Source organism: Thalassovita mediterranea (assembly GCA_019448215.1).
GTDB lineage: Bacteria > Pseudomonadota > Alphaproteobacteria > Caulobacterales > Hyphomonadaceae > Henriciella.
The window spans coordinates 1,833,619-1,858,828 of the sequence record CP080408.1 but is presented as its reverse complement, the minus strand read 5'-3'; the positions used below and the strand labels follow the sequence as shown (position 1 = coordinate 1,858,828).

Annotated in this window: 25 protein-coding genes; 12 read left to right on the top strand and 13 right to left on the bottom strand. The window is 61.6% G+C overall.

Annotated features, from left to right (window positions below; translation table 11 throughout):
• Window positions 1-51 precede the first annotated feature (51 nt).
• Complete coding sequence (locus KUV46_09260) at window positions 52-1,284, top strand: winged helix-turn-helix domain-containing protein (GenBank protein ID QYI99543.1); 1,233 nt, start codon at window positions 52-54, stop codon at window positions 1,282-1,284.
• On the opposite strand, the gene KUV46_09255 is transcribed toward KUV46_09260, so the two are convergent.
• Together KUV46_09255 and KUV46_09250 are read right to left on the bottom strand one after the other, a co-directional pair.
• Window positions 1,281-1,949 carry a hypothetical protein gene (locus KUV46_09255; GenBank protein QYI99542.1) on the bottom strand — a complete coding sequence of 223 codons (669 nt, stop codon included), beginning with the start codon at window positions 1,947-1,949 and terminating at the stop codon, window positions 1,281-1,283. The genes KUV46_09260 and KUV46_09255 overlap by 4 nt on opposite strands.
• A gap of 9 nt (window positions 1,950-1,958) precedes the next feature.
• The gene (locus KUV46_09250; protein QYI99541.1) at window positions 1,959-4,514 is read right to left on the bottom strand and encodes an alpha/beta hydrolase fold domain-containing protein; all 2,556 of its coding nucleotides are present in this window, start codon (window positions 4,512-4,514) and stop codon (window positions 1,959-1,961) included.
• Window positions 4,515-4,707: 193 nt separating this feature from the next.
• Between KUV46_09250 and KUV46_09245 the strand changes: the two genes are divergently transcribed.
• Complete coding sequence (locus tag KUV46_09245; protein QYI99540.1) at window positions 4,708-4,881, top strand: DUF1328 domain-containing protein; 174 nt, start codon at window positions 4,708-4,710, stop codon at window positions 4,879-4,881.
• A 9-nt stretch (window positions 4,882-4,890) separates the two neighbouring features.
• Here the strand turns inward: KUV46_09245 and KUV46_09240 are convergent, their stop codons facing one another.
• The 4 genes from KUV46_09240 to KUV46_09225 all read right to left on the bottom strand — a co-directional run bounded on the left by KUV46_09240 (window position 4,891) and on the right by KUV46_09225 (window position 9,343).
• Window positions 4,891-5,628, bottom strand: coding sequence for a pyrimidine 5'-nucleotidase (locus KUV46_09240; GenBank protein ID QYI99539.1), 738 nt, complete (start codon window positions 5,626-5,628; stop codon window positions 4,891-4,893).
• Entirely contained in the window at window positions 5,628-6,623 is a 996-nt protein-coding gene (locus KUV46_09235; GenBank protein ID QYI99538.1) for a DUF1036 domain-containing protein, read from the bottom strand. Before KUV46_09235 ends, KUV46_09240 begins: the two co-directional genes overlap by 1 nt.
• 40 nt (window positions 6,624-6,663) lie before the next feature.
• Window positions 6,664-7,563, bottom strand: a complete 900-nt coding sequence (gene argB / locus KUV46_09230; GenBank protein ID QYI99537.1) for an acetylglutamate kinase — start codon at window positions 7,561-7,563, stop codon at window positions 6,664-6,666.
• 85 nt (window positions 7,564-7,648) lie between these two features.
• Window positions 7,649-9,343, bottom strand: a complete 1,695-nt coding sequence (locus KUV46_09225; GenBank protein QYI99536.1) for a GIY-YIG nuclease family protein — start codon at window positions 9,341-9,343, stop codon at window positions 7,649-7,651.
• A gap of 124 nt (window positions 9,344-9,467) precedes the next feature.
• Between KUV46_09225 and KUV46_09220 the strand changes: the two genes are divergently transcribed.
• The 3 genes from KUV46_09220 (at window position 9,468) to KUV46_09210 (ending at window position 12,195) form a co-directional block, all read left to right on the top strand.
• Complete coding sequence (locus KUV46_09220; GenBank protein QYI99535.1) at window positions 9,468-10,019, top strand: lipocalin family protein; 552 nt, start codon at window positions 9,468-9,470, stop codon at window positions 10,017-10,019.
• A gap of 581 nt (window positions 10,020-10,600) precedes the next feature.
• A complete protein-coding gene (locus KUV46_09215; GenBank protein ID QYI99534.1) occupies window positions 10,601-11,107 on the top strand; it encodes a nuclear transport factor 2 family protein in 507 nt (168 codons plus the stop codon).
• Window positions 11,108-11,661: 554 nt separating this feature from the next.
• The gene (locus KUV46_09210; GenBank protein ID QYI99533.1) at window positions 11,662-12,195 is read left to right on the top strand and encodes a hypothetical protein; all 534 of its coding nucleotides are present in this window, start codon (window positions 11,662-11,664) and stop codon (window positions 12,193-12,195) included.
• A gap of 53 nt (window positions 12,196-12,248) precedes the next feature.
• Here the strand turns inward: KUV46_09210 and KUV46_09205 are convergent, their stop codons facing one another.
• Window positions 12,249-12,716 (bottom strand): GNAT family N-acetyltransferase, encoded by a 468-nt coding sequence (locus tag KUV46_09205; protein ID QYI99532.1) that lies wholly within the window; start codon window positions 12,714-12,716, stop codon window positions 12,249-12,251.
• A gap of 133 nt (window positions 12,717-12,849) precedes the next feature.
• Here KUV46_09205 and KUV46_09200 point away from each other — a divergent pair, with 133 nt between their 5' ends.
• Window positions 12,850-13,086 (top strand): hypothetical protein, encoded by a 237-nt coding sequence (locus tag KUV46_09200; GenBank protein QYI99531.1) that lies wholly within the window; start codon window positions 12,850-12,852, stop codon window positions 13,084-13,086.
• A gap of 98 nt (window positions 13,087-13,184) precedes the next feature.
• A complete protein-coding gene (locus KUV46_09195; protein QYI99530.1) occupies window positions 13,185-14,102 on the top strand; it encodes a hypothetical protein in 918 nt (305 codons plus the stop codon).
• Here KUV46_09195 and yihA read toward each other — a convergent pair.
• From yihA to rpmH, 4 genes are all read right to left on the bottom strand, one after another.
• On the bottom strand, window positions 14,092-14,661 hold the full coding sequence (yihA, locus tag KUV46_09190) for a ribosome biogenesis GTP-binding protein YihA/YsxC (protein ID QYJ02381.1): 570 nt from the start codon (window positions 14,659-14,661) through the stop codon (window positions 14,092-14,094). The two genes, KUV46_09195 and yihA, sit on opposite strands and share 11 nt — an antisense overlap.
• Before the next feature lie 71 nt (window positions 14,662-14,732).
• Window positions 14,733-16,568, bottom strand: coding sequence for a membrane protein insertase YidC (yidC, locus tag KUV46_09185; protein ID QYI99529.1), 1,836 nt, complete (start codon window positions 16,566-16,568; stop codon window positions 14,733-14,735).
• Between the two features lie 41 nt (window positions 16,569-16,609).
• On the bottom strand, window positions 16,610-17,002 hold the full coding sequence (rnpA, locus tag KUV46_09180; GenBank protein ID QYI99528.1) for a ribonuclease P protein component: 393 nt from the start codon (window positions 17,000-17,002) through the stop codon (window positions 16,610-16,612).
• 37 nt (window positions 17,003-17,039) lie between these two features.
• The gene (gene rpmH / locus KUV46_09175) at window positions 17,040-17,174 is read right to left on the bottom strand and encodes a 50S ribosomal protein L34 (protein QYI99527.1); all 135 of its coding nucleotides are present in this window, start codon (window positions 17,172-17,174) and stop codon (window positions 17,040-17,042) included.
• A gap of 282 nt (window positions 17,175-17,456) precedes the next feature.
• On the opposite strand from rpmH, the gene KUV46_09170 reads away from it, so the two are divergent.
• Genes KUV46_09170 through KUV46_09155 form a run of 4 tightly spaced genes read left to right on the top strand, consistent with a single transcriptional unit; the run spans window position 17,457 to window position 21,930 of the window.
• Complete coding sequence (locus KUV46_09170; GenBank protein ID QYI99526.1) at window positions 17,457-18,182, top strand: DUF547 domain-containing protein; 726 nt, start codon at window positions 17,457-17,459, stop codon at window positions 18,180-18,182.
• A 41-nt stretch (window positions 18,183-18,223) separates the two neighbouring features.
• Window positions 18,224-18,970, top strand: coding sequence for a VTT domain-containing protein (locus KUV46_09165; protein ID QYI99525.1), 747 nt, complete (start codon window positions 18,224-18,226; stop codon window positions 18,968-18,970).
• Window positions 18,967-20,502, top strand: coding sequence for an FAD-dependent oxidoreductase (locus KUV46_09160; GenBank protein ID QYI99524.1), 1,536 nt, complete (start codon window positions 18,967-18,969; stop codon window positions 20,500-20,502). The genes KUV46_09165 and KUV46_09160 overlap by 4 nt, the downstream gene beginning before the upstream one ends.
• Window positions 20,503-20,523: 21 nt before the next feature.
• A complete protein-coding gene (locus KUV46_09155) occupies window positions 20,524-21,930 on the top strand; it encodes a HAMP domain-containing histidine kinase (protein ID QYI99523.1) in 1,407 nt (468 codons plus the stop codon).
• Window position 21,931: 1 nt separating this feature from the next.
• Here KUV46_09155 and ggt read toward each other — a convergent pair whose 3' ends face one another.
• Window positions 21,932-23,710: a gamma-glutamyltransferase gene (gene ggt / locus KUV46_09150; protein ID QYI99522.1), complete on the bottom strand. Its 1,779-nt coding sequence runs from the start codon at window positions 23,708-23,710 to the stop codon at window positions 21,932-21,934.
• A complete protein-coding gene (locus tag KUV46_09145) occupies window positions 23,710-24,009 on the bottom strand; it encodes a hypothetical protein (protein QYI99521.1) in 300 nt (99 codons plus the stop codon). Before KUV46_09145 ends, ggt begins: the two co-directional genes overlap by 1 nt.
• Before the next feature lie 212 nt (window positions 24,010-24,221).
• Between KUV46_09145 and KUV46_09140 the strand changes: the two genes are divergently transcribed.
• On the top strand, window positions 24,222-25,202 hold the full coding sequence (locus tag KUV46_09140) for a P1 family peptidase (protein ID QYI99520.1): 981 nt from the start codon (window positions 24,222-24,224) through the stop codon (window positions 25,200-25,202).
• The last annotated feature ends 8 nt before the right edge of the window (window positions 25,203-25,210 follow it).

Here is a 25,210-nt window from a genome sequence, read left to right as displayed (position 1 = left end):
TCCTGAAGTTCTGACCTTTTTATTCCAGCCATCTCACGCCTATAAGGCCCTATGTCCGGACCGCGTGTCATCATTGGCGATTGGCAGGCAGTTCCTGCAACGAACCGTCTCATCGGGCCAGATGGCGAGGTGGAGGTCGAACCGCGCGTCATGGACCTTCTCATGCTGCTGGCCAGCAAGCCGGGCGAGGTCTTCTCCAAAACCGAGATTGCAGACGCGCTTTGGGGCGACGTCCACGTCAATGACGATGCCCTGACCCGCAGCATCTTCAAACTCCGCAAGGCGCTCGGCGATGATGCGAGGAATACGCGCTACATCGCGACTGTGCCAAAGCGCGGCTACCGGCTCATCGCTGAGGTTTCGCATCCGCCCGCACCCGCCCAGACAGCTAACGAGCCAGCCGCTAATCGCTTCGGCCGTGTCCACTGGGTCGGTCTCGCCGCCTGCCTTCTCGTCCTCATCGCCGGGCTGGTGTTCTTCGGCTCAAACACGTCAACGCCCACCGACGACACGGCGCCCGCAGCCAACGATGAGCGTATCGCCCGCGCCGACGGCTTCTACAGTCAGTTCACCCGGACCGATAATGAAGCGGCGCTGCAACTCTACCAGTCCGTCCTTGATGAGACGCCAGACAATGCCGCCGCCCTTGCCGGGCTCTCCAACGCGCTGACACAGCGCGTCATCCGCTATCAGGGCAAAACTGAGGGCGAAGCCGACCGCACGACGCTGACAGAGGCCCTCGAAAGCGGCTGGCTCCGATCAGATGAGGCGATTGCCCGCCTCGACCGCGCCATCGCCCTTGCGCAGCAGGCTACCGAAATTGATCCGTCCCATGCCCGCGCCTGGCGCGCGCTTGGCCTCGCCTTGGCTGCAAGGCAGGATTTCGAGGCGGCCGAGCGCGCCTATGAACGCGCCCTCGTTATCAATCCTGATGACTGGGGGACGATGATCAACCTGTCAGAACTTGCCGGCTTGATGGGGCAGCCTGCCCGCTCGACGCCCTATCTGGAACAGGCCTGGACGGCGATGGACCGCAGCTATCAGAGCGACCCCGTCGCCATCCGCCCCTGGCATAGCGACGTCGGGCTCGCGATCGCCGAGGCGAAAGTCGCCAGCAGCCAGCCGCAGGACGCCGAGCTCTGGTATCGCCGCGTACTCGCCCTCGATCCGCTCAACCCAGACGCCGTAAGAGGCCTCGCGGCCTTGCTCAGCCAGTATGGCGACAGGGAAACCGCCGATGAGCTGTGCAGAGACCTCGCCCGCGCCACGGACGAGGCCTGCTAGCAGGCCTCCCAGCTCTGAAGCCGACCCTCCCAGACGGTAACCTCGCCACCATTCTCCAGCCATGCGACCTCGGCGGCATGCGGGATGACCATACCCCTGATCTTTCGATAGTCTCCGAACGGGCCCCGCCATGGTGCCGTCTCGAACCCGCCCTTTACCGCGCGCGGGCGATCCACCGCATAGGCCTCGGCGATATACCCCTCATCATCCAGCGAGAACCGGATCTCGCCAGCCACCTCGCCCAACTTGGCACGCACGATGATTGCATCACCGCTTGCTTCCCATTCGAGATGAGGGTTCTGCAGCATGGCACCGGGCGCCCACGGCAGTTCGGCAAGATACCGCAGCAGCTCTCCACGTGTTGCGTCCGGCGATGAACTGACACGGACCATCGGGACAAGCCCCAGCACGCTGACGCCAATCTGCCCTTCACCATCTCTCAGACAGTCGCGCACGTGAACAAGACCGAACGGTCCCGTACGCGCCCGCCAGTCGAACGCACATTCGCTCAGGGAAATTGTCTGCGCCGCCCGGAACGACATCCAGCGCGAGGTCGCATCCTGACGCATGCGCCCGGACTGCGAGAAGCGGACATGGCCCGTCCCCGCCGCTTCGCTAGCACCAAGTCGGTGAGCAAGCTCGCGGATAGGGCCGGGAAGATCCATCAGCGAAGCCTAGGCCGAAACCGCTTCCAGACGCTGTTTCGCCTTTGCCGTTTCGAAGCCGTGATAGCCGCTGGCGGCGATCTGGTCGCAGATGATGCGGTAGACATCGACGCCTGCGACATAGGCCATGAAGGTGCGCGGCTTGCCCGGCACATTGGCACCAATGTACCAGCTATTGGCCTGCGGAAAGAGGGTCTGGTTTGCCATCGCCTCATTGTGCTCGGCCCACTCTTCTTCGGCGGCCTCTGTCGGCTCAATCGTTTCCAGACCGCGCTCACGCATCCAGCCGATACAGTCGCTCACCCAGTCCACATGCTGCTCGATGGAGACCATCATGTTGGAGAGGACTGACGGGCTGGACGGCCCGGTAATCGTGAACAGGTTCGGGAAACCGGCAATCGCGATGCCGAGATAGGTATGCGGCCCGTTCGCCCACTTGTCGCGCAGCGCCGTGCCGCCCTTGCCGCGAATATCCACCTTGAGCAGCGCACCGGTCATCGCATCGAACCCGGTCGCAAAGACGATCACGTCGAAGTCTTCCTCGCCCGCGCTCGTCTTGATGCCTCTCGGCGTGACCTTCTCCATCGGCGTCTTGCGAAGGTCGACCAGGGTCACATTATCGCGGTTGAAGGTCTCATAGAAATTGGTGTCGAGACATGGCCGCTTCGTGCCGAACGGATACGAATACGGCGTCAGCGTCTCGGCAATTTCAGGGTCCTTCACGCGCGCCTTGATCCGCTCGCGAATGAAGTCAGCGATGATCGCATTGGACTCCTCGTCCGCCAGCGCGTCGGCGAACTTGGTCGTCAGGCCCGTCAGGCCCTGCGTCCAGCCTTCTTCAAGGCGCCGCTGGCGCTCCTCAGCTGGCACCATGGCCGCAGGCTCCAGCGCCCGCTCCGGCTTTGGAATACCTGCGAAATTATACTTCTGCTCCTCACGAAAGTCGCGGTAGCGGCCTTTCATGTCAGAGACTTCCTGATTGGTCAGCGGCCGGTTGCCCGCAGGCAGAGAATAGGCCGGCGTGCGCTGATAGACGGTCAGCTGGCTTGCCTGCTCTGCGATATGCGGAATGGCCTGAATGGCTGAAGAGCCCGTGCCGATGACGGCGACTTTCTTGCCGGTAAAATCGACGCCCTCATGCGGCCAGCGACCGGTGACATAGGTCGGGCCTTCAAAGCTGTCTGCGCCTTCGATATCGGGCTCCTTCGGCACAGACAGACAGCCCGTCGCCATGATGAAATACTTGGCAGAGATCGCCTCGCCCGTATCGGTATAGATCGTCCAGCGCGAGGTATCCTCATCATAGATCGCACGCGTCACGCGCATCTCGAAGGTGATGTCCTTCTTCAGGTCATAGCGTTTGGCCACATGTTCTGCATAGGACAGGATTTCCGGCTGCGTCGCATAGCGCTCGCTCCAGCTCCAGTCCTGCTCCAGCTCCGGGTCAAAGCCATAGGAATAGCCAAGGCTTTCAATGTCGCAGCGTGCGCCCGGATAGCGGTTCCAGTACCAGGTCCCGCCGACATCGTCGCCCGCCTCGATGACGCGTGTCTTCAGCCCCATCTCTCGCAGGCGCTTGAGCTGGTACATGCCCGCAAAGCCTGCGCCCACGACCACCGCATCGGCCTGCGAATAGCGGCCAAGGTGCTGATCGATCTGGTCGCCGACATAGTCGATAGCCTTTGCCTGTGCAGGCAGAAGGCCCGGCATGGCGAAGAAATTATGCATCTGCCGGTCGAACTGTTTGAAGGTGACCGGCACGCCCGCCTTGCGCAGCGCGTCGGCATAGGCCTCGCTCTCTTCGCGCAGGATGTCGTACTCCGCCGTCACCACAACCGCTGGCGGCAGGCCGGACAGATCCTTGGCGTGCAGAGGCGACGCATCGACATTCTTCCGGTCGGGCTCATTCGGCGCATAATGGTCCCAGAAGTACTTCATCATCGGCGTATTGAGCAGCAGCTGGTTGTCCATGTTCGCGTAAGACGGCCGCGTCATGTCGCAGTCGGTCACCGGGTAGACCAGCATCTGAAGCGCGATCTTCGGCGCGCCAGCGGCCTTCGCCTTCTGGCAGACGATCGCTGCGAGATTGCCGCCCGCACTGTCGCCGCCCACCATGATGGGCAGGTCAGCGCCGCCCAGCGTTTTCAGGTTCGCCGCTGCCCAGTTCAGCGCGTCCCAGGCATCATTCGCTGCCGTCGGATAGCGATGCTCTGGCGCCTTGCGATAGTCGACCAGCAGCACGGTGCACGCCGTGCGCTCGGCCAGCTGGCGCCCGACACAGTCATACTGGTCAATGTTCGACAGGACCCAGCCGCCGCCATGATAGAAGACCATCACGCCCTTCGGCTTGTCGACCGGGCGATGGATGCGCGCGCGGATCTTCGCGCCGTCGCTTGCCGGGATCTCGATGTCGCGCGTTTCGGCCATTTCCGGGCCGTCGGGATAGGCGCTCGCCATGCCCTCGCCGATCATCCGGGCTTCATCCGGGCTCAGCTCATACATGGGCGGGCCGTCCGCCTGTGCGAACTGGGCCAGCAATGCAGTTGTCGCAATATCCAGTTTCATGGCCTGTCTCTCCCTTGTCTTTTGCTGCCATGGTCGCTTTTGGAACGCGTTATGGCAATCGTGCACGCAAGGGAAAGCGGTGTGATTGGAGAACAGGAATGGGCCGGGTGCCCGAATGTCTGCCGGAACCTGAAAGGCACCAAGCGGGTTTTCTCAGGAAGACAAACTCAAACCGACCGTGAAAGCGTACCCCATGATCAAGCTCGCCTTCGTCTTCCTCATCATCGCCCTGATCGCAGGCCTGCTCGGCCTCACAGGCATTGCCGGCGTCGCCGTCGATATTGCGATGTTCCTCTTTATCGCCGCCCTGGTGATCTTCGCCGTCCTGCTTATCCTCGGCCTGACGGTGTTCAAGAAAGTCACCTGAACAAGGTCCTCAGAGGCCCCGGACAGCTCCGGGGCGCACCACCTGCAGGACGCCCTGCAGGAAGCCCGTGAGGTCGTCGGTCAGATAGTCGACATGCGGGTGGTCGGCGTCATCCGCCCCCGCAGGCCGCGCCTCGACCGGCTCATGGCTCCAGTCCTTCTTTGAGTGGACTAGCACAGTCGCAAAGCCCATCGCATGGGCGGGCTTCAGGTTGCGCTCAAGGTCCTCAAAGAAGACCGCCCGCGCCGGGTCGACATCATGATGGCGGCAGAAGGCGTCATAGGCAGACTGCGTCGGCTTCGGCGCATAATCGCTGTCCTCGATGCCGAACAGGCCATCGAAACTTGCCCCCAGCTTCATATACTCGGTCACGCGCTCTGCGTGGCGGCGCGAGCCATTGGTATAGACGAGCTTGCGCCCCGGCAGCGCCGCGATCACCTCACAGAGGTCCGGCAGGTGCGGCAGCGGCGAGAGGTCGATCTCATGCACATGCGCAAGGAAGTCCTCAGGCGACATGCCATGCATCGTCATCATGCCGCGCAGGGTCGTGCCATGCTCGGCATAATACCGCTTCTGCAGCGCCCGCGCCTCGTTCCGCTCCATGCGCAGGAAGCGCGCGACGAAATCCGTCATCCGCTGGTCGATCTCGGCGAAGAGGTCGCACTCGGCCGGATAGAGCGTATTGTCGAGGTCGAACACCCAAGTGTCGCGCCCCGCCAGCGCCTCAAACTCATCTGCCAACGCCATCAGCCCGCCGCCTCGTCAAAGTCGCGCTCAAAGAACTCATAGGTGAGCTTCCCGTCCGCCGCAGGCGCCGTGCCCTTGAAGGACACGGTGCGATAGGCCGACGCCTCGCAATCCTCACGCCCGGCAATCGCAAACCGCCCACGCGACACGCAGAAGAGGTCGCTCGCCCCTTTAAGGCGCCGCGTGCCGTCCTCAGTCTCCATCTCCGCGAACACGAAATGCGGCGCGTTCAGCAGCGCATCATCGATCGCCCGCGCGCAACCACCAGATTCCAGCTGCCACCAGCCGCGGCTCTCCCAGCCTTCGCCCTTTCGCCGCGCAATCGCCGCCCAGATCCGCTCATGCGTGCGATTACAGAGGGTGAGGCCAACCTCCCGCCCCTTCTCGCGTGCAATCTGCTCCAGCACATCGACCAGTTCGGCATCGCTCGTCTCGGCGCTCAGCTCATTCTCATTCAGGAAAGTGCGGATCGCGCCGCGCGTATTGCGCCCGATATAGCCGTCAATCCGCCCCTCATAGACGTCCGCCTCGTTCAGCAGGCGCTGCACACCGGCCGCCGCCGCCGTTTCGAGGTCATAGTCCTCAAGCTCCTTGAAGCTCGTCGTCCAGGCGTCCGCCTCCTCGATCAGGACCGGCCTGAACTTGCGCGATGACAGCCCCATGGACGCGCATTGCGACGGGCTCTCGACAGAGAAGCTGCCCGTCGTATCGACGCAATAGGCATTGTCCCCGCCCCAGACCTTGCGGCCACCCCGGTGCGCAGACGAAGACCGCCCGAACAGGTAATGCACGCCCGGCTCCAGCGGCCCTTCCAGCGCAACCTCGCAGGAGCCGGGCCGCAGCCGCGTCCACCCCTCGACCGTCACGCCCTGGCCCTCGAACCGGCCGGTCGCCGCCTCAACCACATAGCTTGTCTGATTGCACAGCTGCCAGCCGCCCGGGCTCGCCGGAAGGCCGCTATCGCCTTGCGCCGCCGCCGCACCGGGCAGAGCCACGGCCAGCGCCGCGCCCGCGAAAAGCCCGCTTACAAACCGCCTAAAGGACAATCGTCCCGGCCCCGTGTTCTGTGAAAAGCTCCATGAGAAGCGCATGTTTCGCACGTCCGTCCAGAATGACCGCCCCGCCGACGCCATTCTTCACGGCGGACGCGGCCGTTTCAAGCTTGGGTATCATACCGCCGGACGCGACCCCGTCGCGCACCAGCGCTGGCACATCATCGGCCTTAAGCTCGCGGATCAGTTCCTTCTTGCCGTCCAGCACGCCGGCCACATCGGTCAGCAGCAGAAGGCGCGTCGCCTTCAGCGCAGAGGCAATCGCCCCCGCCGCCGTGTCGGCATTGACGTTATAGCGCTTGCCGTTCGCATCGACGCCCACAGGCGCGATCACCGGGATGAAGTCATGGTCGTAATTGGTGAGCAGTTTCAGCACCGCCACATCGACCGCTTCCGGCTCACCGACATAGCCAAGGTCGATCACCTGCTCGACATGGCTGTCAGGGTCGCGTGTCGTGCGCGTCGCGCGGCGGACCCGCATCATGTCAGCGTCAGAGCCAGAGAGGCCCACCGCCTTGCCGCCCGCCTTGTTGATCGCCCGCACGATGGATTTGTTGATCGGGCCCGACAGGACCATCTCGACCACTTCCATCGTCGCATCATCGGTCACCCGCAGCCCGTCACGAAACTCTGACTTGATGGACAGCCGGTCCAGAAGGCTCGCAATCTGCGGCCCCCCGCCATGCACGATGACCGGGTTCACACCCAGATGCTTCAGCAGCACGACATCGCGCGCAAACGCCTCTGACAAGGCCTCATCCACCATGGCATGCCCGCCATATTTGATGACCACGGTCTGGCGGTCATAGCGCTGGATATAGGGCAGCGCCTCAGACAGGGTTTCAGCGGTGAATTGCGCAGGGGTATGGGGGGTATCGCTCATGGCGCCGCGTTTAGCGGGTTTTGGGAGGTGGGGGAAGGTCGGGCTTCTTCATTGCTGGCCTCATATTGCTCGTGCAGCAATCCACTTATTCTCCCCTAGCGATTTCTGCGTTCACAATAGCAACAATCGTCTCGAGAGGCGCTTTGAAGTATTCTCGTCGGTTATTCACCCGATAAGCCAGAAGTGCGGCATGTACCGCAGTCTCAAGCCCCTCAGGGTTGTCATGAACCCAGCTTTTCACCACATAAAAAGGTATTGCCACACCAGTAGCCGCCGAAAGTTCTCTCGCGCGATTTATTGCCGTCCCAGAAGTCCAACCAACTTTGTAAATGCCTTCCTCCATGGCCGGATTCCGCATCACGTAAACTACTCCGCTGGCAGCGGGGTCGAAGTCCCCTTCAGGAGCTTCAACAAGTTCCTGAATATCTTTTTGAGCGGACGAAATTAGGGATTTCACATAAACGACATTCTCTTGGTCAACTTCATCTCGCCAAGTATTGCGAGCTTTCACCCAAGTTCGACCGGTTACGCTCTCACCATTTGGGCCCGTTCCAATACTTGAGGCCTTTAATCTTCGCCAATGACCCTCCGTCTCAACCATGAAATGCGGCACGTCGATCTTGCTTGATACGATGCCGTCATCCGAGACAAACTCTACAGCAGTGACAGTCTTAAATTGGTGTTTGAGGCCTTTGCCCCCTTTCGATGTGAAGGATTGCTTTTTTTGCCCTCTCTCGACCAATATTCTTTCCTGAACTTTCAACCTGTGTTTGAAATACTGTGGAAGCGCGAATAGCGCTTTTGACAGATCCCACATCGCTTTGGCCGAATTAATCGCCTGCATGTTTTCTTCTATAAACGCCTGCCGCGCTTCTTCATCTTTAATATAATCGAATATTATTGGATCGTCAGAACGCATCATGAAGGTGTGCTCGGTTTCTATCATGTGACACCGGCCCAAAATTTTCTGACTTATGAGATCAATCTCACCCGCGATGATTGTTCTCATAGCGGTGGTTGTCCCTTCCAGCGGGAGTGGATCGCCCGCAGTCTTCCGCTCATTCGCGATTTCGTTGACCAAACCGATTTTCCACGGCGGCGTATTCTCTAAGTCCATTTCCGGAGCGCCTTCTCCACATCGCTCCTTCCACTCTTCGTCGCTAAGGACCTCTCCACCCAACATATACCAATGTAGAGAGTTGCCACGCCTGACGAAGGAAAATCCCGCAAAAAGAAACTCTCGTCCCTCATCGTTTCTGACACTAAAGTCCAAGACACTGCCATTCGCTGTGAAATGGAAAACTATATCCTCCTGCAGCTTACCCAATTCCTCGAAATTCGCTATTTTCACGTCCGAGGAGGTAATGAAATCAAAAAAGTCCGCGAAGCTGAAAAGATGATTGAGCTCTTTTAGGGGAGAAGCAAAAGGCGCAATGCTTCGTTCTATAAAGTCTATTTTGCAGAACGGTTCTATGTAATTAAAACTTACAGGCTGCGTATAAAGCCCGGACGAAGCATATCTATTCGTATACTCATTCACAAAATGCCTGAGGAGGGCATCAACAGGATATCCAGCGCCGGACTTAAAATTGCGCTCTATTATTTGTTTATATGCCTGCGTCAGACGCCGCGCGTCTTTTTCCAACTTCCTACGCTCGCTTCTACTCATGCCAGCATGGCGCTTCTCCATTTCGCCAGAAATTAACCTATGGTCGAGTCTGGCCTCATGCGGCACCCTTGAGAGTAGCGACAACCGTTTATTTTGATCAGAAATACTCATGCAATCACGCCTTAGATATTTTATCCTTTGGTTTAACGTAAAACGCGGTTTGATCCACCCAACCAAGTCCGCCCTCACGCGTTACCCGCTCTCGACACCCAATCCACAAGTCTCCGAGAGCCCCATGCGCAAACTCTATTTCGCCCTCCCCCTTCTCGCGCTGATCCCGCTGGCGGCGGCCTGTGCGCTCAGCCAGCCTGATTACCGCGATGCCAGCGGAGAGCCTGCCACTGTCGATGAGGTAGACCTCACCCGTTATGCCGGCACCTGGTATGAGATTGCCCGCTATCCCAACAGCTTCGAGAAGAACTGTATCGAGACCACGGCGACCTATGGCCTGAACGAGGACGGCACGGTCAGCGTCGTGAATGAGTGCACGAACAGCGAAACCGGAGAGACAAAGCGCGCCGAGGGCACGGCCCGCGTGGTCGAAGGCTCGAACAATTCCAAACTCGAGGTCAAGTTCGCCCCTGACTGGGTGCCGTTTGCCTGGGGCGACTACTGGATCCTCGCGCTGGAGGCCGACTATTCCGCCGCCCTCGTCGGCTCCCCCGACGGCAAATACCTCTGGATCCTCGCCCGCGAGGAGGCGCCAGACCAGGCCGTGATCGACCGCATGCTGGCTGCGGCCCGCGAAAAGGGCTTTGCGACTGAGCCGCTGGTGTTCAGGCAATAGACTGAAATCAAGGCAGGCGCCTCCCCTCTCCCGGATGCGGGAGAGGGGGTAGGGGGTGAGGGCGCCGATCTTGGTGGTTGGCGCGAACGCCCCACCTAACCTTAGACGTTGCAGCCCTCATCCAGCCCCCTCATGGTGAGCGAAGTCGAACCACTCCCGCATTCGGGAGAAGGGAGAAGAACCGGACCTTCAGGCCGAATGGCAGACCCTGCCATTGGGCCACAGCCAGCCTCTTTCGATCTGCTTTTCCGGGTCAAGGGCGCTTCGCGTCCGGAGGATTATACCCTTGACCCGGAAAATCAGATCGGACACGCGCCCACTCGCGGGAAGGACAAACTCCGAAAACCGCCCTCTCAAGCCCATCCCCACCGTTCCGAAGACCCCTGTGAAGACAGGGGTCCATGGTGTTTCCTTTCAGCTAACCACCAGCTTGGACGAGGCTCCATGGATACCTGCCTGCGCAGGTATCTTCGGCAAACTCGCGAACACTCTCATTCGGCTGCCAGCTTCCCTCAATCCACCAGCCTTGCCAACGCGGCAAACCCCGCGCATCCTCCCTGCCAACCAGAAGGGGGACACGCATGAAACTTTCCACCAGCATCGCCGCCGCACTCACCGCAGCGGCCATCACCGCCGCACCGGCTGCCGTTGCCGACAATCACGCCGAGTTTGACCCGGCCGCCGAAGCCGCCGCCATTGATGAGGCGCGCACCGGCTTCATGCACGCCATCTCCACCGGCGCGATGGCGGAGCTGGGCGCCCTCCTCCATCCGCAGGTCATCATGGTCGTCCCCGGCGGGCCAGAGCATCTCAAAATGTATGAACAGGCTGAGCAGCCGCCCTTCCCGGCCGGCGCCACCATCGAGATCACGCCCACCGAAACCGTCGTGATCAATGAGACCTGGGCCTATGATTTCGGCACCTCGATCATCACCTACACCCCCGACGGCAGCACAGAGCCGCTGGAGCTGCGCGACACCTATCTCATGCTGCTCAAAAAGCATGACGGCAAATGGAAACCCTACCGAGAAGTCGCCAGCGCAACCCCGCCCCCCGGCGGCTGGCCTGACCTGAATATGGTGCCTTAGGCAGGGGCGGGCCGGCGCCGCTCATCCCGGACCTGATCCGGGATCTCGTCCGGCAAGCTCAACCTTCAAGGCACGCGCCTTCCCTCTCCCGATTACGGGAGAGGGATTGAGGGTGAGGGCGCCGACGTCAGAGAGTGGTGCGAACGGCCCACCACGTAGAACCGCTGCAGCCCTCATCCCCGACCCTTCTCCCGCATTCGGGAGAAGGGAGAAACAGGGTACCCTCAGGCCTTGAGGCGATGACATCATAGGTCCCCGAAGCTCATCTTCACCGACCCGAAGACCCCTGTGAAGACAGGGGTCCATGGTGCCTCCTATCAGCCAAGCACCAGCTTGGACGCGGCTCCATGAATACCTGCCTGCGCAGGTATCTCCGGCGAACTTGGAAAAGTCTCTGCCCCCTCTCAATTCTTCCAATCCACCGCCTCCAACGCCCTCATCCTGAGCGTGGTTCGTCAGGCTCACCATGCGGGTCGAAGGACGAGGGCGCCCACACCCCCGAGGAAAAACCCAAAACATCCCCATCCCCCGGAACCAGCCATACACTCCCCCGAATGCTGGACTGGCCAACCCTTGTGAAAGCGCATGCGCTCGTACCCGTCTGGTACTGGCCGGTCCTCTGGCATCATCTCGCCAGACTGGAAGCCACCGCAGAGCTTGCCCGCGCCGAAGGGCGCGGCGGCTTTGGATGGGAACTTCTGAAGACAGGTGTCATCCGCGTCACGCACTGGCCAGAGTCGGACGCCGAGCGCGCCGCGCGCGGCGCCCTGCCGCGCAGTTTCGACTACACCCCCTGGACACGCCTCGACCCGGACCTTGCGCCCGCCTGGCCGCTGCCAGACCCGTACACCGCAGAAACACCGCCCATACACCGTGGCTGCACCCTCCATGCACCACCCGGGGTGCACCCGGCCGCCCGCGCGCCGCCTCCCCTTCGTCCGCTCATCCCGGACTTGATCCGGGATCTCTTCGAAGCGCCCGGAAATCAGTCCGGTGGACTGATTTCAGCGAAGAAGGCCACGGCAGTGGCAAGCAAGCTCAGACCCGGATTGGCCGAGATCCCGGCCTGCGCCGGGATGAACGGATAAAAAACTGAAGCACCAACCGCCCTGCCCACAAGCAGCGCGGCCGCACGCGCTGGTCAGGCCAGCGCCTTCACCATGAAGACCGAGTTCGGGTCTTCCCGATAGTCTCCGAACGGGCCGCAGGAGACAAAACCGTGGCTTTCATAAAGGCTGCGCGCGGGCTGGAAGGCAGGCTGGCTGCCGGTCTCGAGGTAGACCCGTGAATAGTACCGCTCATTGGCCGCCGAGAGGATATGGCGCAGCATCGACTTGCCGAGCCCACCCCGCCTGAACTGGGCGACCGTATGCATCGCCTTGATTTCCCCTGATTTTCCGTCAGAAAGACTCTTCAGCGCGCCGCAGCCAACCAGCTTGTCGCCGTCGCGCATTTCCCAGACCGTCAGGTCCGGCGCGCGCATCGCCTCGATCCTGAGAGCATGGGAGCTTTCTGGCGGGGTCGTTTCGAGCATCAGCGCCTTGTGAGCGCCGATGAGGCCTCTGAAATCCTCTGCGTCGAGGTTGGCGGGCGCGATGGAAACGGTCATCTCGGGTGTCAGAAATGCCGCGCGGCGGGCCGACTTGCAAGCCAAAATCTTGTGACACCGCCCCTGAAAGGACGGCTTGAAACGAAAGCGGAAAACCTCAATGCTGACAGGTATGGCATCCAGATCCCGACACGTGAAGACACTCGCCCTCCTCCTCGCCGGCATGGCGCTCACGGCCTGCGTCGGCCCACGAAAAGAAGCGGTTCCCTACATGTCGAGCGAAGGCGTCGCCAATGCGGCCTACACCGCGAACTATAACGGAAACGCCTCCGCCAGCGGGAAGGCCCGAATCCAGCCAGCCGCTCAGACCGAAGAGACGGGCAAGTCGGAAGAACAAGCCGCTGAACCCGCCGAGGCCAGCGAGAAGTAAGTGTCTCGCCGGGCCTGAATTTGCGTTCATGTCACAGTCAGGCGGGGGCTGTTAGTCTGAACACAGACTGACTGAAACCGACACGTACTGGAGACATCATGTCCCGTTCTTTCCGCCGCGCTGGCTTGCTGCTTGGCCTTGTTTCCGCTGGCTTTCTCGCAACGGCCTGCACCACCTATGACGCTTATGGCTACTATGATGATGGCCATTATGGCGACGGCTACTATTCCGACGACTATTATGACAGCGGCTATGGCACGGGGTATCTGAACGACGGGTATTACGGCGCCGGTTATTATGGCGATGGCTATTATTATACCGGCAGCTCCATCGTCTATTCGCAATATGTCTACTACCCGACCCGCGATGGCTGGCTGAACCGCCATAATCGGAATTACCGCCACCGCGATGCCCGGCCGTCCCAGCGCGTCCACCGGGGACAGGACGGACGGCGCGGCGTGCCGCCTCGCTTCCGTGATCAGCGCCCGGACAATGTCCGCGACCAGCGTCCAGACCGCCCACGCTATGACCGCGACCGGGGCCGCGATGGTGACTGGAATCGAGGCCGGGACCGGGATCGGGACAGAAACCGCGACCGCTACAATAATCGCGACCAGCGCCGCGACGGCCGTGACGGCAACCGCGATCGCAACCGCGACAACCGGGGCAACCGGGGCAATCGCGGCGCAAACCGCGGCGACCAGTCCGGCGTCCAATATCAACGTGGCTCCCATCGCGGCTATGGTAACCGGAACCAGGAAGACCGGGGAAACAGGGGACGTGGAAATCGCGGCCAGCAGGGCGCGGATATAAACACGAACCGCCAGCATGCCCGGGCCGCTGCCCAGCAGGCACGCCAGGAACGCCGCGTTTCGCGTCGTGAAGCGCTGCAGGAACGCGAAAGGGCTCAGCGCGCCCAGAGCGATAACAACCAGCCAGATAGCGAACTGCGCGGTGGACGCGGATTAGAGCCTATTAGCCGGCGCGACCGCGATCGCGGTGTCGTCAGGCAGTAAGCTGGTAGATCTCGGCGCGAAGTTCCGGCAGGCCGCCGCCCTTTTCGGCGGAGGTCAGCCGGATGACCGGATGGGCGGCGGGGCGCTTCTTCAGTGCTTCGGCCACTTTGGCGCGGACCGCATCGGCTTCGGTCTTCTTGACCTTGTCTGCCTTGGTCAGGACGATCTGATAGGTCACGGCCGCTGAGTCCAGCATGTCCATGACTTCATGGTCAGTATCCATCAGGCCCCGGCGGGAGTCGACGAGCAGGAAGACCCGGCGAAGATTCACCCGGCCCCGCAGATAGCGGAGCGTCAGGCGCTGCCATTCCTGTGCCTGCGTGCGGGAAACTTTCGCATAGCCAAAACCTGGAAGGTCAACCAGCCAGAGACGGCCTTCACCAAGGTTGAAGTAGTTCAGCTCCCGCGTACGACCTGGTTCTGAGGAGGCACGGGCGAGGTTCTTGCGCCAGAGAAGCGCGTTGATCAGGCTGGACTTGCCGACATTGGAACGGCCCGCAAAGGCAATCTCTGGCCGGTCAGCCTCTGGCAGCTGGGTCAGCGCGGCGGCGCCGAGCACGAATTCGCATGGGCCCGAGCAAAGCACGCGGGCAGCCTCTATCGTTTCCTCGCTGAATTCAGGGGCGTCGCTCACGCATCTTCCTTTTTACGCCCAAGCAAGCGGGCGATCAGCTTGTCGAGCTCTGTCTCAACCCCATTCCGGCGCATGATGAAGTATTGCTGGATGAGGGACAGGACGTTCGACCAGACCCAGTAGAGCACCAGACCGGCGGCAAAGCCTGCAAACACGAACATGAAGATAAGCGGCAGGAAGCGCATGATCATCTTCTGCGTCGGATCGGTCGGCGGCGGTGAAAGCGCCTGAATGCCCGACATGGTGACACCGTAGAGGATCGGCAGGATGCCGATACCGATGACAAGACCAATGATCGGGATCGCCTTCACATCGGCAGCCGCCCATGGGAGCAGGCCGAAGAGGTTGCCGATCGCAGTCGGGTCCGGCGCGGAAAGGTCGTTGATGTACCAGAAGGATGCGTGGCGCATCTCGATGGTGACGAACAGCACCTTGTAGAGCGCGAAGAAGACCGGGATTGTGAGGAGGATCGGGATACAACCTGCAATCGGATTGGCTTTCTCACGCTGGTAAAGCTTCATCACTTCCTGCTGGCGGCGCTGCGGGTCTTCCTTGAAGCGCTCCTGGATCTCTTTCATCGGCTCGGCGAGCTTTTTCATCTTCGCCATCGACTTGTAGGACTGGTTGTAAAGCGGAACGAGCGGCAGGCGGACGAGAACCGTCAGCGCCAGAATTGCGAGACCGAACGTCCCCACCATGCCTTCGAGCCAGCGCAGCAGCGAGAAGAGCGGCTTGGTGATGTAGTAAAGGATGTTGCCCCAGTCGATCGCGTCCTCGAAACGCGGCACGCCGCCTTCCTGATAGGTATCGAGGACGGCGAGTTCCTTGGCGCCTGAGAAGATACGGTTCTCTGAGGTGACCGTCTCACCCGGCTCAATGACACGGGCGGCGCTCGCCACGGTGAGCTGCATGACAGGGCCGGTCTCACGCGACAGGCGCTCATAACGGCCAGCAAACTCATATTGCTGCTCAGGGATCAGGGTGGTCATCCAGTATTTGTCGGTAAAGCCCAGCCAGCCGCCTTCGGACGCGCGGCGCACACCGAGATCGTCGGAATCCTTCAGGCCCTTGCCCTGGTCCAAATTCTTGTAATTGCGCCAGGTAAGATTGTTATCGAAGACGCCAATCAGGCCCATATGCGCCATGCCGGACGTGCTCGATGAGCCAGGGTCAGTTGCTTCGAGGAATTCCTTCCACTGCCCCTGACGGCGGATGGAGCCGAGCGGTGCCAGCGTGCGCGCTTCCGAACCGGTGTTCGTCAGGCGGTCGCTATAGGTGAACATGTAGTTCTCATCGACGCTGATCGTGCGCTCGATAGAGACGCCATTGCCTTCATAGGTCAGCGTGACCGGATTGCCGGTCGACAGCGTCGGGTTGCCCTGAACCTGCCATTCGGTCGCTGGGCCGGTGACCGGCTGGTTGCCGTCGAACCAGTACCAGCTGGCGAAATAGCCATGGTCGAAATTCGTTGGACGCAGGAGGCGCAGCTCATTCACGCGCTCAACGGTCGTATAGTGATCCTTGAGCTGCAGGTCGTCGAGGATCGCGCCGCGCAGGCGGATCGAGCCGTCGACGCGGTCGGCGTCCAGCGTGACACGTGAGTTCGCGCTGAGGGCTTCTTCAACCGACTCGGCGGCGGTGACCTGTTCGATCGTGTCACCTGCCTGCGGGACGGCCGCCTCGCGCTCTGCCTCTGCCTGCTCCTGCGCTTCCAGACGCGCTTCTTCCTGCGGTTGCAGGACGAAAGTCTGATAGCCAAAGACGAAAACCAGCATCAGCACGATTGCGATGATGAAATTGCGCTGGTCCTGCGGGTCCATACCCTGGTTCATGTCGTTATAATCCGCCGGTATTCCGTGATAACAAAAAGGGGTCAGGCCGGGCCCGACCCCGCATTCAAGGCTGCGCGGAGGCTTATCAGCGCGCTTTCCATATCGTCAAGCAAGCGCTGCCAGCCAATTTCAGCCGTATCCATGCGCGCAATGAAGACATAGTCGGTATGTGGGACACCATGGCGCGGCAGAAGCTCTCGCGCGGCGGACCGAAGCCGGCGTTTCGCACGGTTGCGCACGACGGCATTTCCGATCTTCTTGGTGGCGGTAAAGCCCTCGCCAATCGTCGCTTTTTCGGCCCGCGCGCCAGTCCGCTGGCGGGCCTGAATGACGAGGCTCTTGCGGCGCTCACTGAGCCCTCCGCGCACAAAAAGAAACTGAGGCCGAACGGTGAGCCGCTCGACCTCAGCAAATGTATCTTCGACTGTCGTCATGGCAGCGCTCCAGACGCCGGAGCGGCGCAGGCAGCCTTTAGGCTGACAGACGCTTGCGGCCCTTGGCGCGGCGGCGCGAAAGCACCTTGCGACCGTTCTTGGTGGCCATGCGGGACCGGAAACCGTGACGGCGGGCGCGCTTAAGACGCGAAGGCTGGAATGTACGTTTCATGGGCGTCGAGCCTCAATCAAGTGTTGACCGAATTCGGAAACCGCGGCTGATACAGGCTGCATTCGGGTAGGTCAAGGCTACCTAACCAGTCTTTCCAGCCCTTTTACTGCGGCGAGCGGCGGGCGCCGATCCTGCCGCCGGGACAGTTCACGCTCGTGTGAAGCAGCGGGACTGGAGTGTGACGTGTCAGCCGCGAAGACGAAGTCTATATGCCCGGTTATGAAACTTGCAGTCCATACATTTTCCCGCATAGCTGCGGTCCTCACAGGGGTAGCCGTCGCCATGACATCATTTACAGCGTCCGCGCAGGGCGCGATTTCTCATGAAAGCTGGGGCGACATCCTCGAAGCCTATGTCTCGCCCGGCCCTGACGGGGTGAATCTGGTCGACTATGGCGCGCTCGAGGCCAATGCCGAAGATCGCGAAAAGCTGGACGCTTATATCGCCCAGTTCGACGGGGCCGATATCGCCGCGATGGAGCGCGATGCGCAATTCGCGGCCTGGTCCAACCTCTATAACGCGGTGACTGTCCGCTATATCGTCGAGAAATATCCGACAGATACGATCAAGCCCTGGTACTCGACCGGCCCGTGGAAGAGCATCAAGGTCCGTGCGGGCGATGACCTCATCTCCCTTCACGGCATCGAGCATGACGTGCTGCGCAAGCAGTGGAGCGATGATCCGCGGCTCCATTATGCGATCAATTGCGCGTCCTATAGCTGCCCGGACCTTCGCACCACGCCATGGGTGGCTGAGACGCTGAATGCAGACCTCGATGACGCCGCCCGCGCCTATGTGAATCATCCGCGCGGCGTGCGCGTCGACGGCGACAGCATCGATGTCTCATCCATCTATAAATGGTTCGAGGAAGATTTTGGCGGCTCTGAAGCTGCCGTGATCGACCATCTCATCCAATATGCCGACGCCGACCTCGCAGAACAGATAGCTGCCCGGCGAAAGATCGACGACTATGATTATGACTGGTCGCTCAATGACACGGCGAAATAAGCCTGTCTCACACCCTGACATCCAGCTGAAAGCCCATCGCCATGTCTGAAGATAATACCAAGACCGGGACGTCCATCTGGGTCCGCCTCTGGCCGATCTATGTGATTGTCGCGGGTCTCATCGCCGCATGGGCGTTTGGCCTGTTCGACTATCTCTCCATCGAAACGCTGCAACGCCAGAATGCTAGCATGCAGGCCTTTGTGGACGAGAACATTGTCCTCGCTGTGGCCGCCTATATCGCGATCTATGCGCTTGCGACGGCTTTCATGCTGCCGGGCGCACTCTGGATCACGATTGCGGGCGGCCTGCTCTTTGGCCTGTTCGGCGGGAGCGCGGCCACAGTCGTCGGCGCCACGCTGGGCGCGAGCGCACTTTTCCTCGCGGCGAAGACATCGATTGGCAAGACGCTGCAGGAGAAAGCGGGCGGCTTCGTCAAGCGGATGGAGAAGGGCTTTCAGGAGGACGCAGTGTCCTACATGTTTGCGCTCCGACTCCTGCCGCTGGTGCCGTTCCCGGTCGCCAATATCGCCCCTGCCCTGCTTGGCGCGAAGTTCCGCGATTATGTCCTCACCACGGCGCTCGGCATTGTCCCCGGCGTGGTTGCATATACGTGGATCGGTGCGAGCCTTGGCGCGACGTTTGATCAGGGCGAGACCAATTCGCTGCTGGATGCGGTCGCCAATTTCGCGCCGGCCTTCCTTGCGCTGGCCGTCGTGGCGCTGCTGCCAGTGGCCTACAAGAAGATTTTCCGCCGCAAGGCGGCCCAGATTGAGGAAGCTGCCCAATGAGTGATGATGCGACCGCCAAGCAGAATGCCCGCGCGCCCATCCCGGGCGAGCAGTCCCCTGACAAGGTAAATACTGAGCCTGCGCCCCACTCGGTTGGCGCCGCGCCGCATCGCAATCTCAAGGCTGATCTGGTCGTCATCGGCGCCGGGTCTGGCGGTCTCTCAGCGGCTGCCGGAGCGGCCATGCTGGGGCTGAAGGTCGTTCTGTTTGAAAAGGGCGAGATGGGCGGCGACTGCCTCAACTCCGGCTGCGTGCCGTCAAAGGCGCTGATCTCTGCTGCGAAATACGCCGCTTCGGCGCGCGAGGGCGTCGATTATGGCATTGTCACGGGTACGCCGGTGACGGACTGGCAGAAGGTGCAGGCGCATATCCGCTCTGCCATTGATACGATCGCGCCCGTCGACAGCCAGGAACGGTTTGAAGGCCTTGGCGTCACCGTTATCCGCGAACATGCGAAATTCTCGGACCCCCAGACGATCAATTCGCCCAGCGCGACCGTGAAGGCGCGCCGGATCGTTATTGCGACCGGCTCACGCGCTTTCATTCCGCCCGTGCCGGGCCTTGCGACGGTCAACTATCTTACCAATGAGACCATTTTCGATATCGACAAGCTGCCGCTTCACCTGATCATCCTTGGCGGCGGGCCGATCGGGATGGAAATGGCGCAGGCTTTCCGCCGCCTCGGCTCTGAGGTCACGGTTGTCGAGATGGGCCGCGTGCTCGCCTCGTCTGATGAGGACCATGCCAGGGTCGCTGCTGACACTCTCCGCGATGAGGGTGTGACGCTGCTGGAGGGCTATGAGGCCGCCAGCGTCAGTGAAAGCGACGGCACGATCGTGCTGGAAGCTGAAGGTCCGGACGGCAAGAAGATCGTGCGCGGCAGCCACCTCCTCGTTGCGGCTGGCCGCCAGCCGGTGCTGGATGGGCTCGATCTTGAAGTCGGCGACGTCGAATACGACAAGCGCGGCATCAAGGTCAGCCAGAAGCTGCGCTCGATCTCCAACAAGCGGGTCTGGGCGCTAGGCGATGTCGCGGGGATGGGTCAGTTCACCCACCTTGCCGGTTGGCATGCGTCTGTGCTGGTGCGCCGGGCTTTCTTCAAGCAGGGCTCGCGCGCCGACAGCCTGCCACTGCCAGCGGTGACGTACACCTCGCCGGAGGTTGCGCAGGTCGGCCTCACCGAAGCGACGGCGCGGAAGCAGTTTGGCGACAAGGTCGAGACGTCCGTCTTTGCCTTCGAGGAGAATGACCGCGCCATTGCCGAGGGCAAGACCAAGGGCGAATGCAAGCTCGTCATCCACAAAGGCAAGCTGGTCGGCGCGTCGATTGTGGGCGAGGGCGCGGGCGATATCATCCAGCTGGTCGGCTATGCCATGTCGAACGGAATGAAGCTGACATCGCTCACCAATTTCATCTCGCCCTACCCGACGCGGACCGAAGTCGTGAAGCGGGCGGCGAGCGCGCATTTCTCTGGCGCCGTGTTCGGCCGGCCCGCGCGCCTTCTTGTCAGCTTGCTTCAACGCATCGCCTAGCTTAATTGCCGCTGCGTGCCGTTGCGTGAGCCTGAAGCGAATACGACCAACCGACGCGGGCTGTTCGACAGCCTGAGCGTGCGGCTATTCCTCGTTACGATCGGCGTGATCCTGCTGATCGAATTCATCATTTTCCTGCCGAGCGCCGCCAATTATCGCGAAAGCTGGCTGAATGAGCGCGTGCAGGCGGCACGTATTGCGGCCCTCTCACTCGAGGCCGCGCCAAGCCGCATGGTGTCCGAAGAGCTATCCAACGACTTGCTTATGCGCGCCGAAGTGCTGGCCGTGGCTGAGCTCAGCGACGATATGCGCGAGCAGATCCTGCCGCCCGCCATGCCGCTCGAAGGGCCGATGAAAGAGATCGACATGATGTCGGAGAGCTATTTCGGCGAGATTGGCGAGACGCTGGAGACCCTGCTGGCAGAGGACGGACGGATGCTGGTCATTCGCGGCATGGGCTCTGGCGAGGGGCGCGTGCTGGAAGTCATCCTACCAGAAGCGCCGCTGAAGCGAGGGCTAACCGCCTATGCCGCGCGGATCCTGATCGTGTCGCTCATCGTCTCGATCACGGCGGCGATGCTGATCTATTTCCTCCTGATCGCGCTTGTCGTGCGGCCCATCCAGCGGGTGACGCAGGCCGTCATCCAGTTCAGGCAGGATCCGGGCAGCTGGACGCGGCGGCTGGGGCCGACTTCGCGGCGCGATGAGATTGGCCGCGCGCAGAATGCCCTGGCCGACATGGAAGAGGCCGTTTCCGACAGCTTCCGCCAGCGCGAGCGGCTGGCTCAGCTTGGCGAGGCGGTCGCCAAGATCAATCACGACCTCAGAAACACGCTCGCCACCGCGCAGCTTGCATCTGATGCCCTCTCGACGTCTGATGACCCACGCGTACAGCGCGCCGTCCCGCGGCTCGAACGCGCGCTGGAGCGGGCTATCGGCCTTGCAAGCGACACGCTGCGCTATGGACGCTCATCCACGCCAGTGGCGCGTCTGCAGATGGTGAGGCTGGCCGAAACGGTGAGCGAGGCGGCCATGGAAGGGATTGGCGATACCGGTCAGGTCCGCTTCGCCAATGAGATCGACCCCGGCCTCACCGGCTATTGCGACCCGGATCATCTCTACCGGATCGCGGCGAACCTGATCCGCAATGCGGTGGAAGCCATGGGAGAGGCTGGCGGGACGATCACCGTGTCCGGCGACCCGACCCGCATCGATTTTGCAGATACTGGCCCGGGCCTGCCAAAGCGGGCGCAGGAGAACCTCTTCAAGCCTTTCGCCGCTTCATCGAGGCGGGATGGGACGGGGCTTGGCCTGTCGCTGTCGCGTGACCTTGCCCGCGCCATGGGCGGGGAGCTTTCGCTGGTAGAGACCAGCGAGGCGGGCACGCGGTTCAGGCTGACCCTTCCCGCTGCGCCGCCTGCCAAATAGGCTAGTCGAGCGTCAGGGCGACGCCTTCGCGGCGGGGGTCTGCCCCGCCATCAAGCCCGTCGCCGCGCACGATAATGACGTGAAGACCTGAATTCTCGCCAGTCCGCTCTTCAACAGGGTAACCTGCAGCCGACAGCGCATCGGCCCAGTCCTGACCGCGCTCCACATCAATCTCGACGCCGACAGATGGGCCGCGGGCGATCACGTTCGGAAGATTGATTGCTTCCTGCGCGGAGAGACCCCAGTCGAGCACGCCGACAATCGTCTTGGAGACATAGGCCACGATGGAATTGCCGCCCGGAGACCCAGTGACCATGAAGAGGTCGCCGTCCTGATCGAACACCATGGTCGGGGACATGGACGAGCGCGGGCGTTTCCCACCCGCCGGTGCATTGGCCACTGGCAGGCTGTTGATCGTCGGCTGGCGCGAGAAGTCGGTCAGCTCATTGTTGAGCAGATAGCCGTTCACCATGCGCGAATTGCCGAAGGCGGACTCGACCGTCGCCGTCATGGAGACGGCGTTGCCCTGACCATCAATGATGGAAATGTGGGTCGTGCCTGGCGTTTCATCGGTGAGGTCCCTGCCCCACATGCCGATCATCGAACCGCGGCCGAGAACCTCACCCGGGTCACCGGGCTGCGGGTTTGCGTCTGGCGCATAGACATCGCCGACGCGCGCGTCGAAATAGCGCGGATCGATCAGGTCAGAGGTCGGCACCTGAACGTAGTCGGCATCGGCGACATAATGATCGCGGTCAGCATAGGCGATGCGCTGGGCATCGACCCATGCAGCGAGCTTCTCATCGCTATAGCCGGGGCCGCTGCCCTCGGTCATGCGCTCGTAAAGACCCCAGATCATGTTCTGGGTGACCGCGCCGGAGCTTGGCGGCGGCGCAGAGCAGATGCGCATTGTTTCATGGTCGCCGCATACGGCCGGGCGCAGCTTCACTTCGTAGGAGGAGATATCATCTAGCGTCATCGTGCTGGGCAGCGGTTCCTGCGAGAGCACATCGACAATGGCCTGCGCATTCTCGCCTTCGTAGAAGGCGGACGGTCCGTTTTCGGCGACAGACTGGAGGAGGTCGGCATAGGCAGGATTGTCCCGCACCGTGCCGACAGTCAGCGGCTCACCTTCCGGGAAGAAGTAGACGCTTGCATTTTCGTCCTCATCGAGGCGCATGGCACCGCGAAGACGGTCATTCGCGAGAAGACCGGCAAGGCGCGGAGAAACTTCGAAACCATCGCGGGCAAGATCAATGGCAGGCTGGAAGAGCGAAGCCCATTCGGCTTCGCCTTCTGCCTCATGTGCAGCCTTGTAGAGCGCGATCATGCCGGGCACGCCTGCCGAGCGGCCCGATTGCCATGCCGTGACATAGTCGAGGACTTCGCCGTCGACCACGAACAGGTTTTCGTCTGCGGCCTGAGGCGCCGTCTCGCGCCCATCGAATACGGTCAGCGCATCGTCCTCATAGTCGTAATAGACCATGAAGGCCCCGCCGCCGATGCCGGAGCTCTGCGGCTCAACCAGGCCGAGGACCGTGTGAACGGCGATGGCGGCATCGATCGCGGTGCCGCCTTCACGCAGGATTTTGAGGCCCGCTTCTACGGCGCGGGGATCTGCCGCCGCCACCATGGCGCCCTTGTCCCAGATCCTGGGCGCAGGCGCTTGCTCTGTTTCTTCTAGTGTCGGTCGGTCGGGGACGCTGGTTTCAGATTGTGGCTGACACGCAGCAAGCGCGACCAGAGCGAGCGCTGGACAGAGCAAGGTGGAAGGTTTCATCAGGACTCCTCTTCGGTGTCCCCTTCAGCGGTTTCACCGGTCATGGTGTTTTCCATGCGATAGGGCGTTTCACCCGCATTATCCATAGGCACTTGAGGCATTGCCGCGCGCACTTCGCCAAGATTGGCGCTGATGCAGTCATCAAGCTCTTCCTGCGTCGCCTCACCATCGGCGCCTGCGCGCTCAATGCACTGGCTGAGGTTCGGGACTTCCGTCGAATAGGTCTGCGCCTCTTGTGCGGCTGCCGAAAGGCCGCCTGCTGCGATGGCTGAGACTGCGATGGCAATTTTGAGTTTCATGTCCTGCTCCCCTGACACGTTAAGACCTTACCCATTGGGGCGGTGGGCGCAAATGAAGCTTTTGTGCCCGGCTTGCCTGACTGCAAGCAGGTTTCATGCCGGAGAGGCGGGGCGGCTGGCGTGTTGTGTCAGGGGGCTGCCAGCTTTAGGGGTCAGGTTGACGCGAACTCCTGTCCCAGCCCGGGACGGGCGAAAATGTGGAGCAGCTCGATATGTCCCGGCCCGGCCCAAAAAATCTCATCACCGACGTTCCAGGAATCGAGGTCGGCAATGCGGAAAACCGGGACGTGCTGACCGGTACGACCGTCATTGTCGCGGATGAGCCCGCAACGGCCGCCTGCGCGGTCGCCGGAGGTGGACCCGGCACACGCGAGACGGATCTTCTGCGTGCCGACACGATGGTTGAGCAGGTCGATGCCGTCGTGCTGTCGGGCGGCAGTGCCTATGGTCTCGCTGCCGCAGATGGTGTGTCAGCGAAACTCGGCGCGATGGGGCGCGGCTATGGCCTGAAGGACCTTCCGGGCGTGCCAAAAACGCCAATCGTTCCAGCGGCCATTCTCTATGACCTTGCCAATGGCGGCGACAAGGGCTGGGGCGAACAGCCGCCCTATCGCCTGCTTGGTGAAGAAGCGTTTGAGAACCGGGCGAAGTCCTTCCCGCTCGGCAATGTTGGTTGCGGGCTTGGTGCAAATGCTGGTGCGCACGCAGGCGGGCTTGGCTCTGCCTCGCTTCGCACGGCTGACGGGATCACGATCGGCGCCCTTGCGGGGGTGAACTGCTTCGGCTCGGTCTTTATGCCGGGGACAACCTGCTTCTGGGCCTGGCCGTATGAGCAGAATGGTGAGTTTGGCAATCATCGCCCGGGCGAGGGCTATAATCCTGACCCCGAAGAATGGGGCGATGCAAAGATGAACCCTCAGCCCGGCCAGAACACGACGATTGCGTGTATCGCGACCGATGCAGCGCTTAGCCCGGCGCAGGCGCACCGCGTCGCCCAGATGGCGCTTTCGGGTTTCTCCCGCGCGATCAGACCGGTTTTCGCACCTTTCGATGGGGATGCGCTGTTCGTTCTGTCGACCGGCAAGATCCCTCTGGAAGAGCCCTCACCCATTTCCCTGACGCGCATCGGAGAGCTTGCCGCTTCCACGCTCGCAAGGGCGATTGCACGGGGTGTATATGAGGCAGATCAGTAGACTGCAGC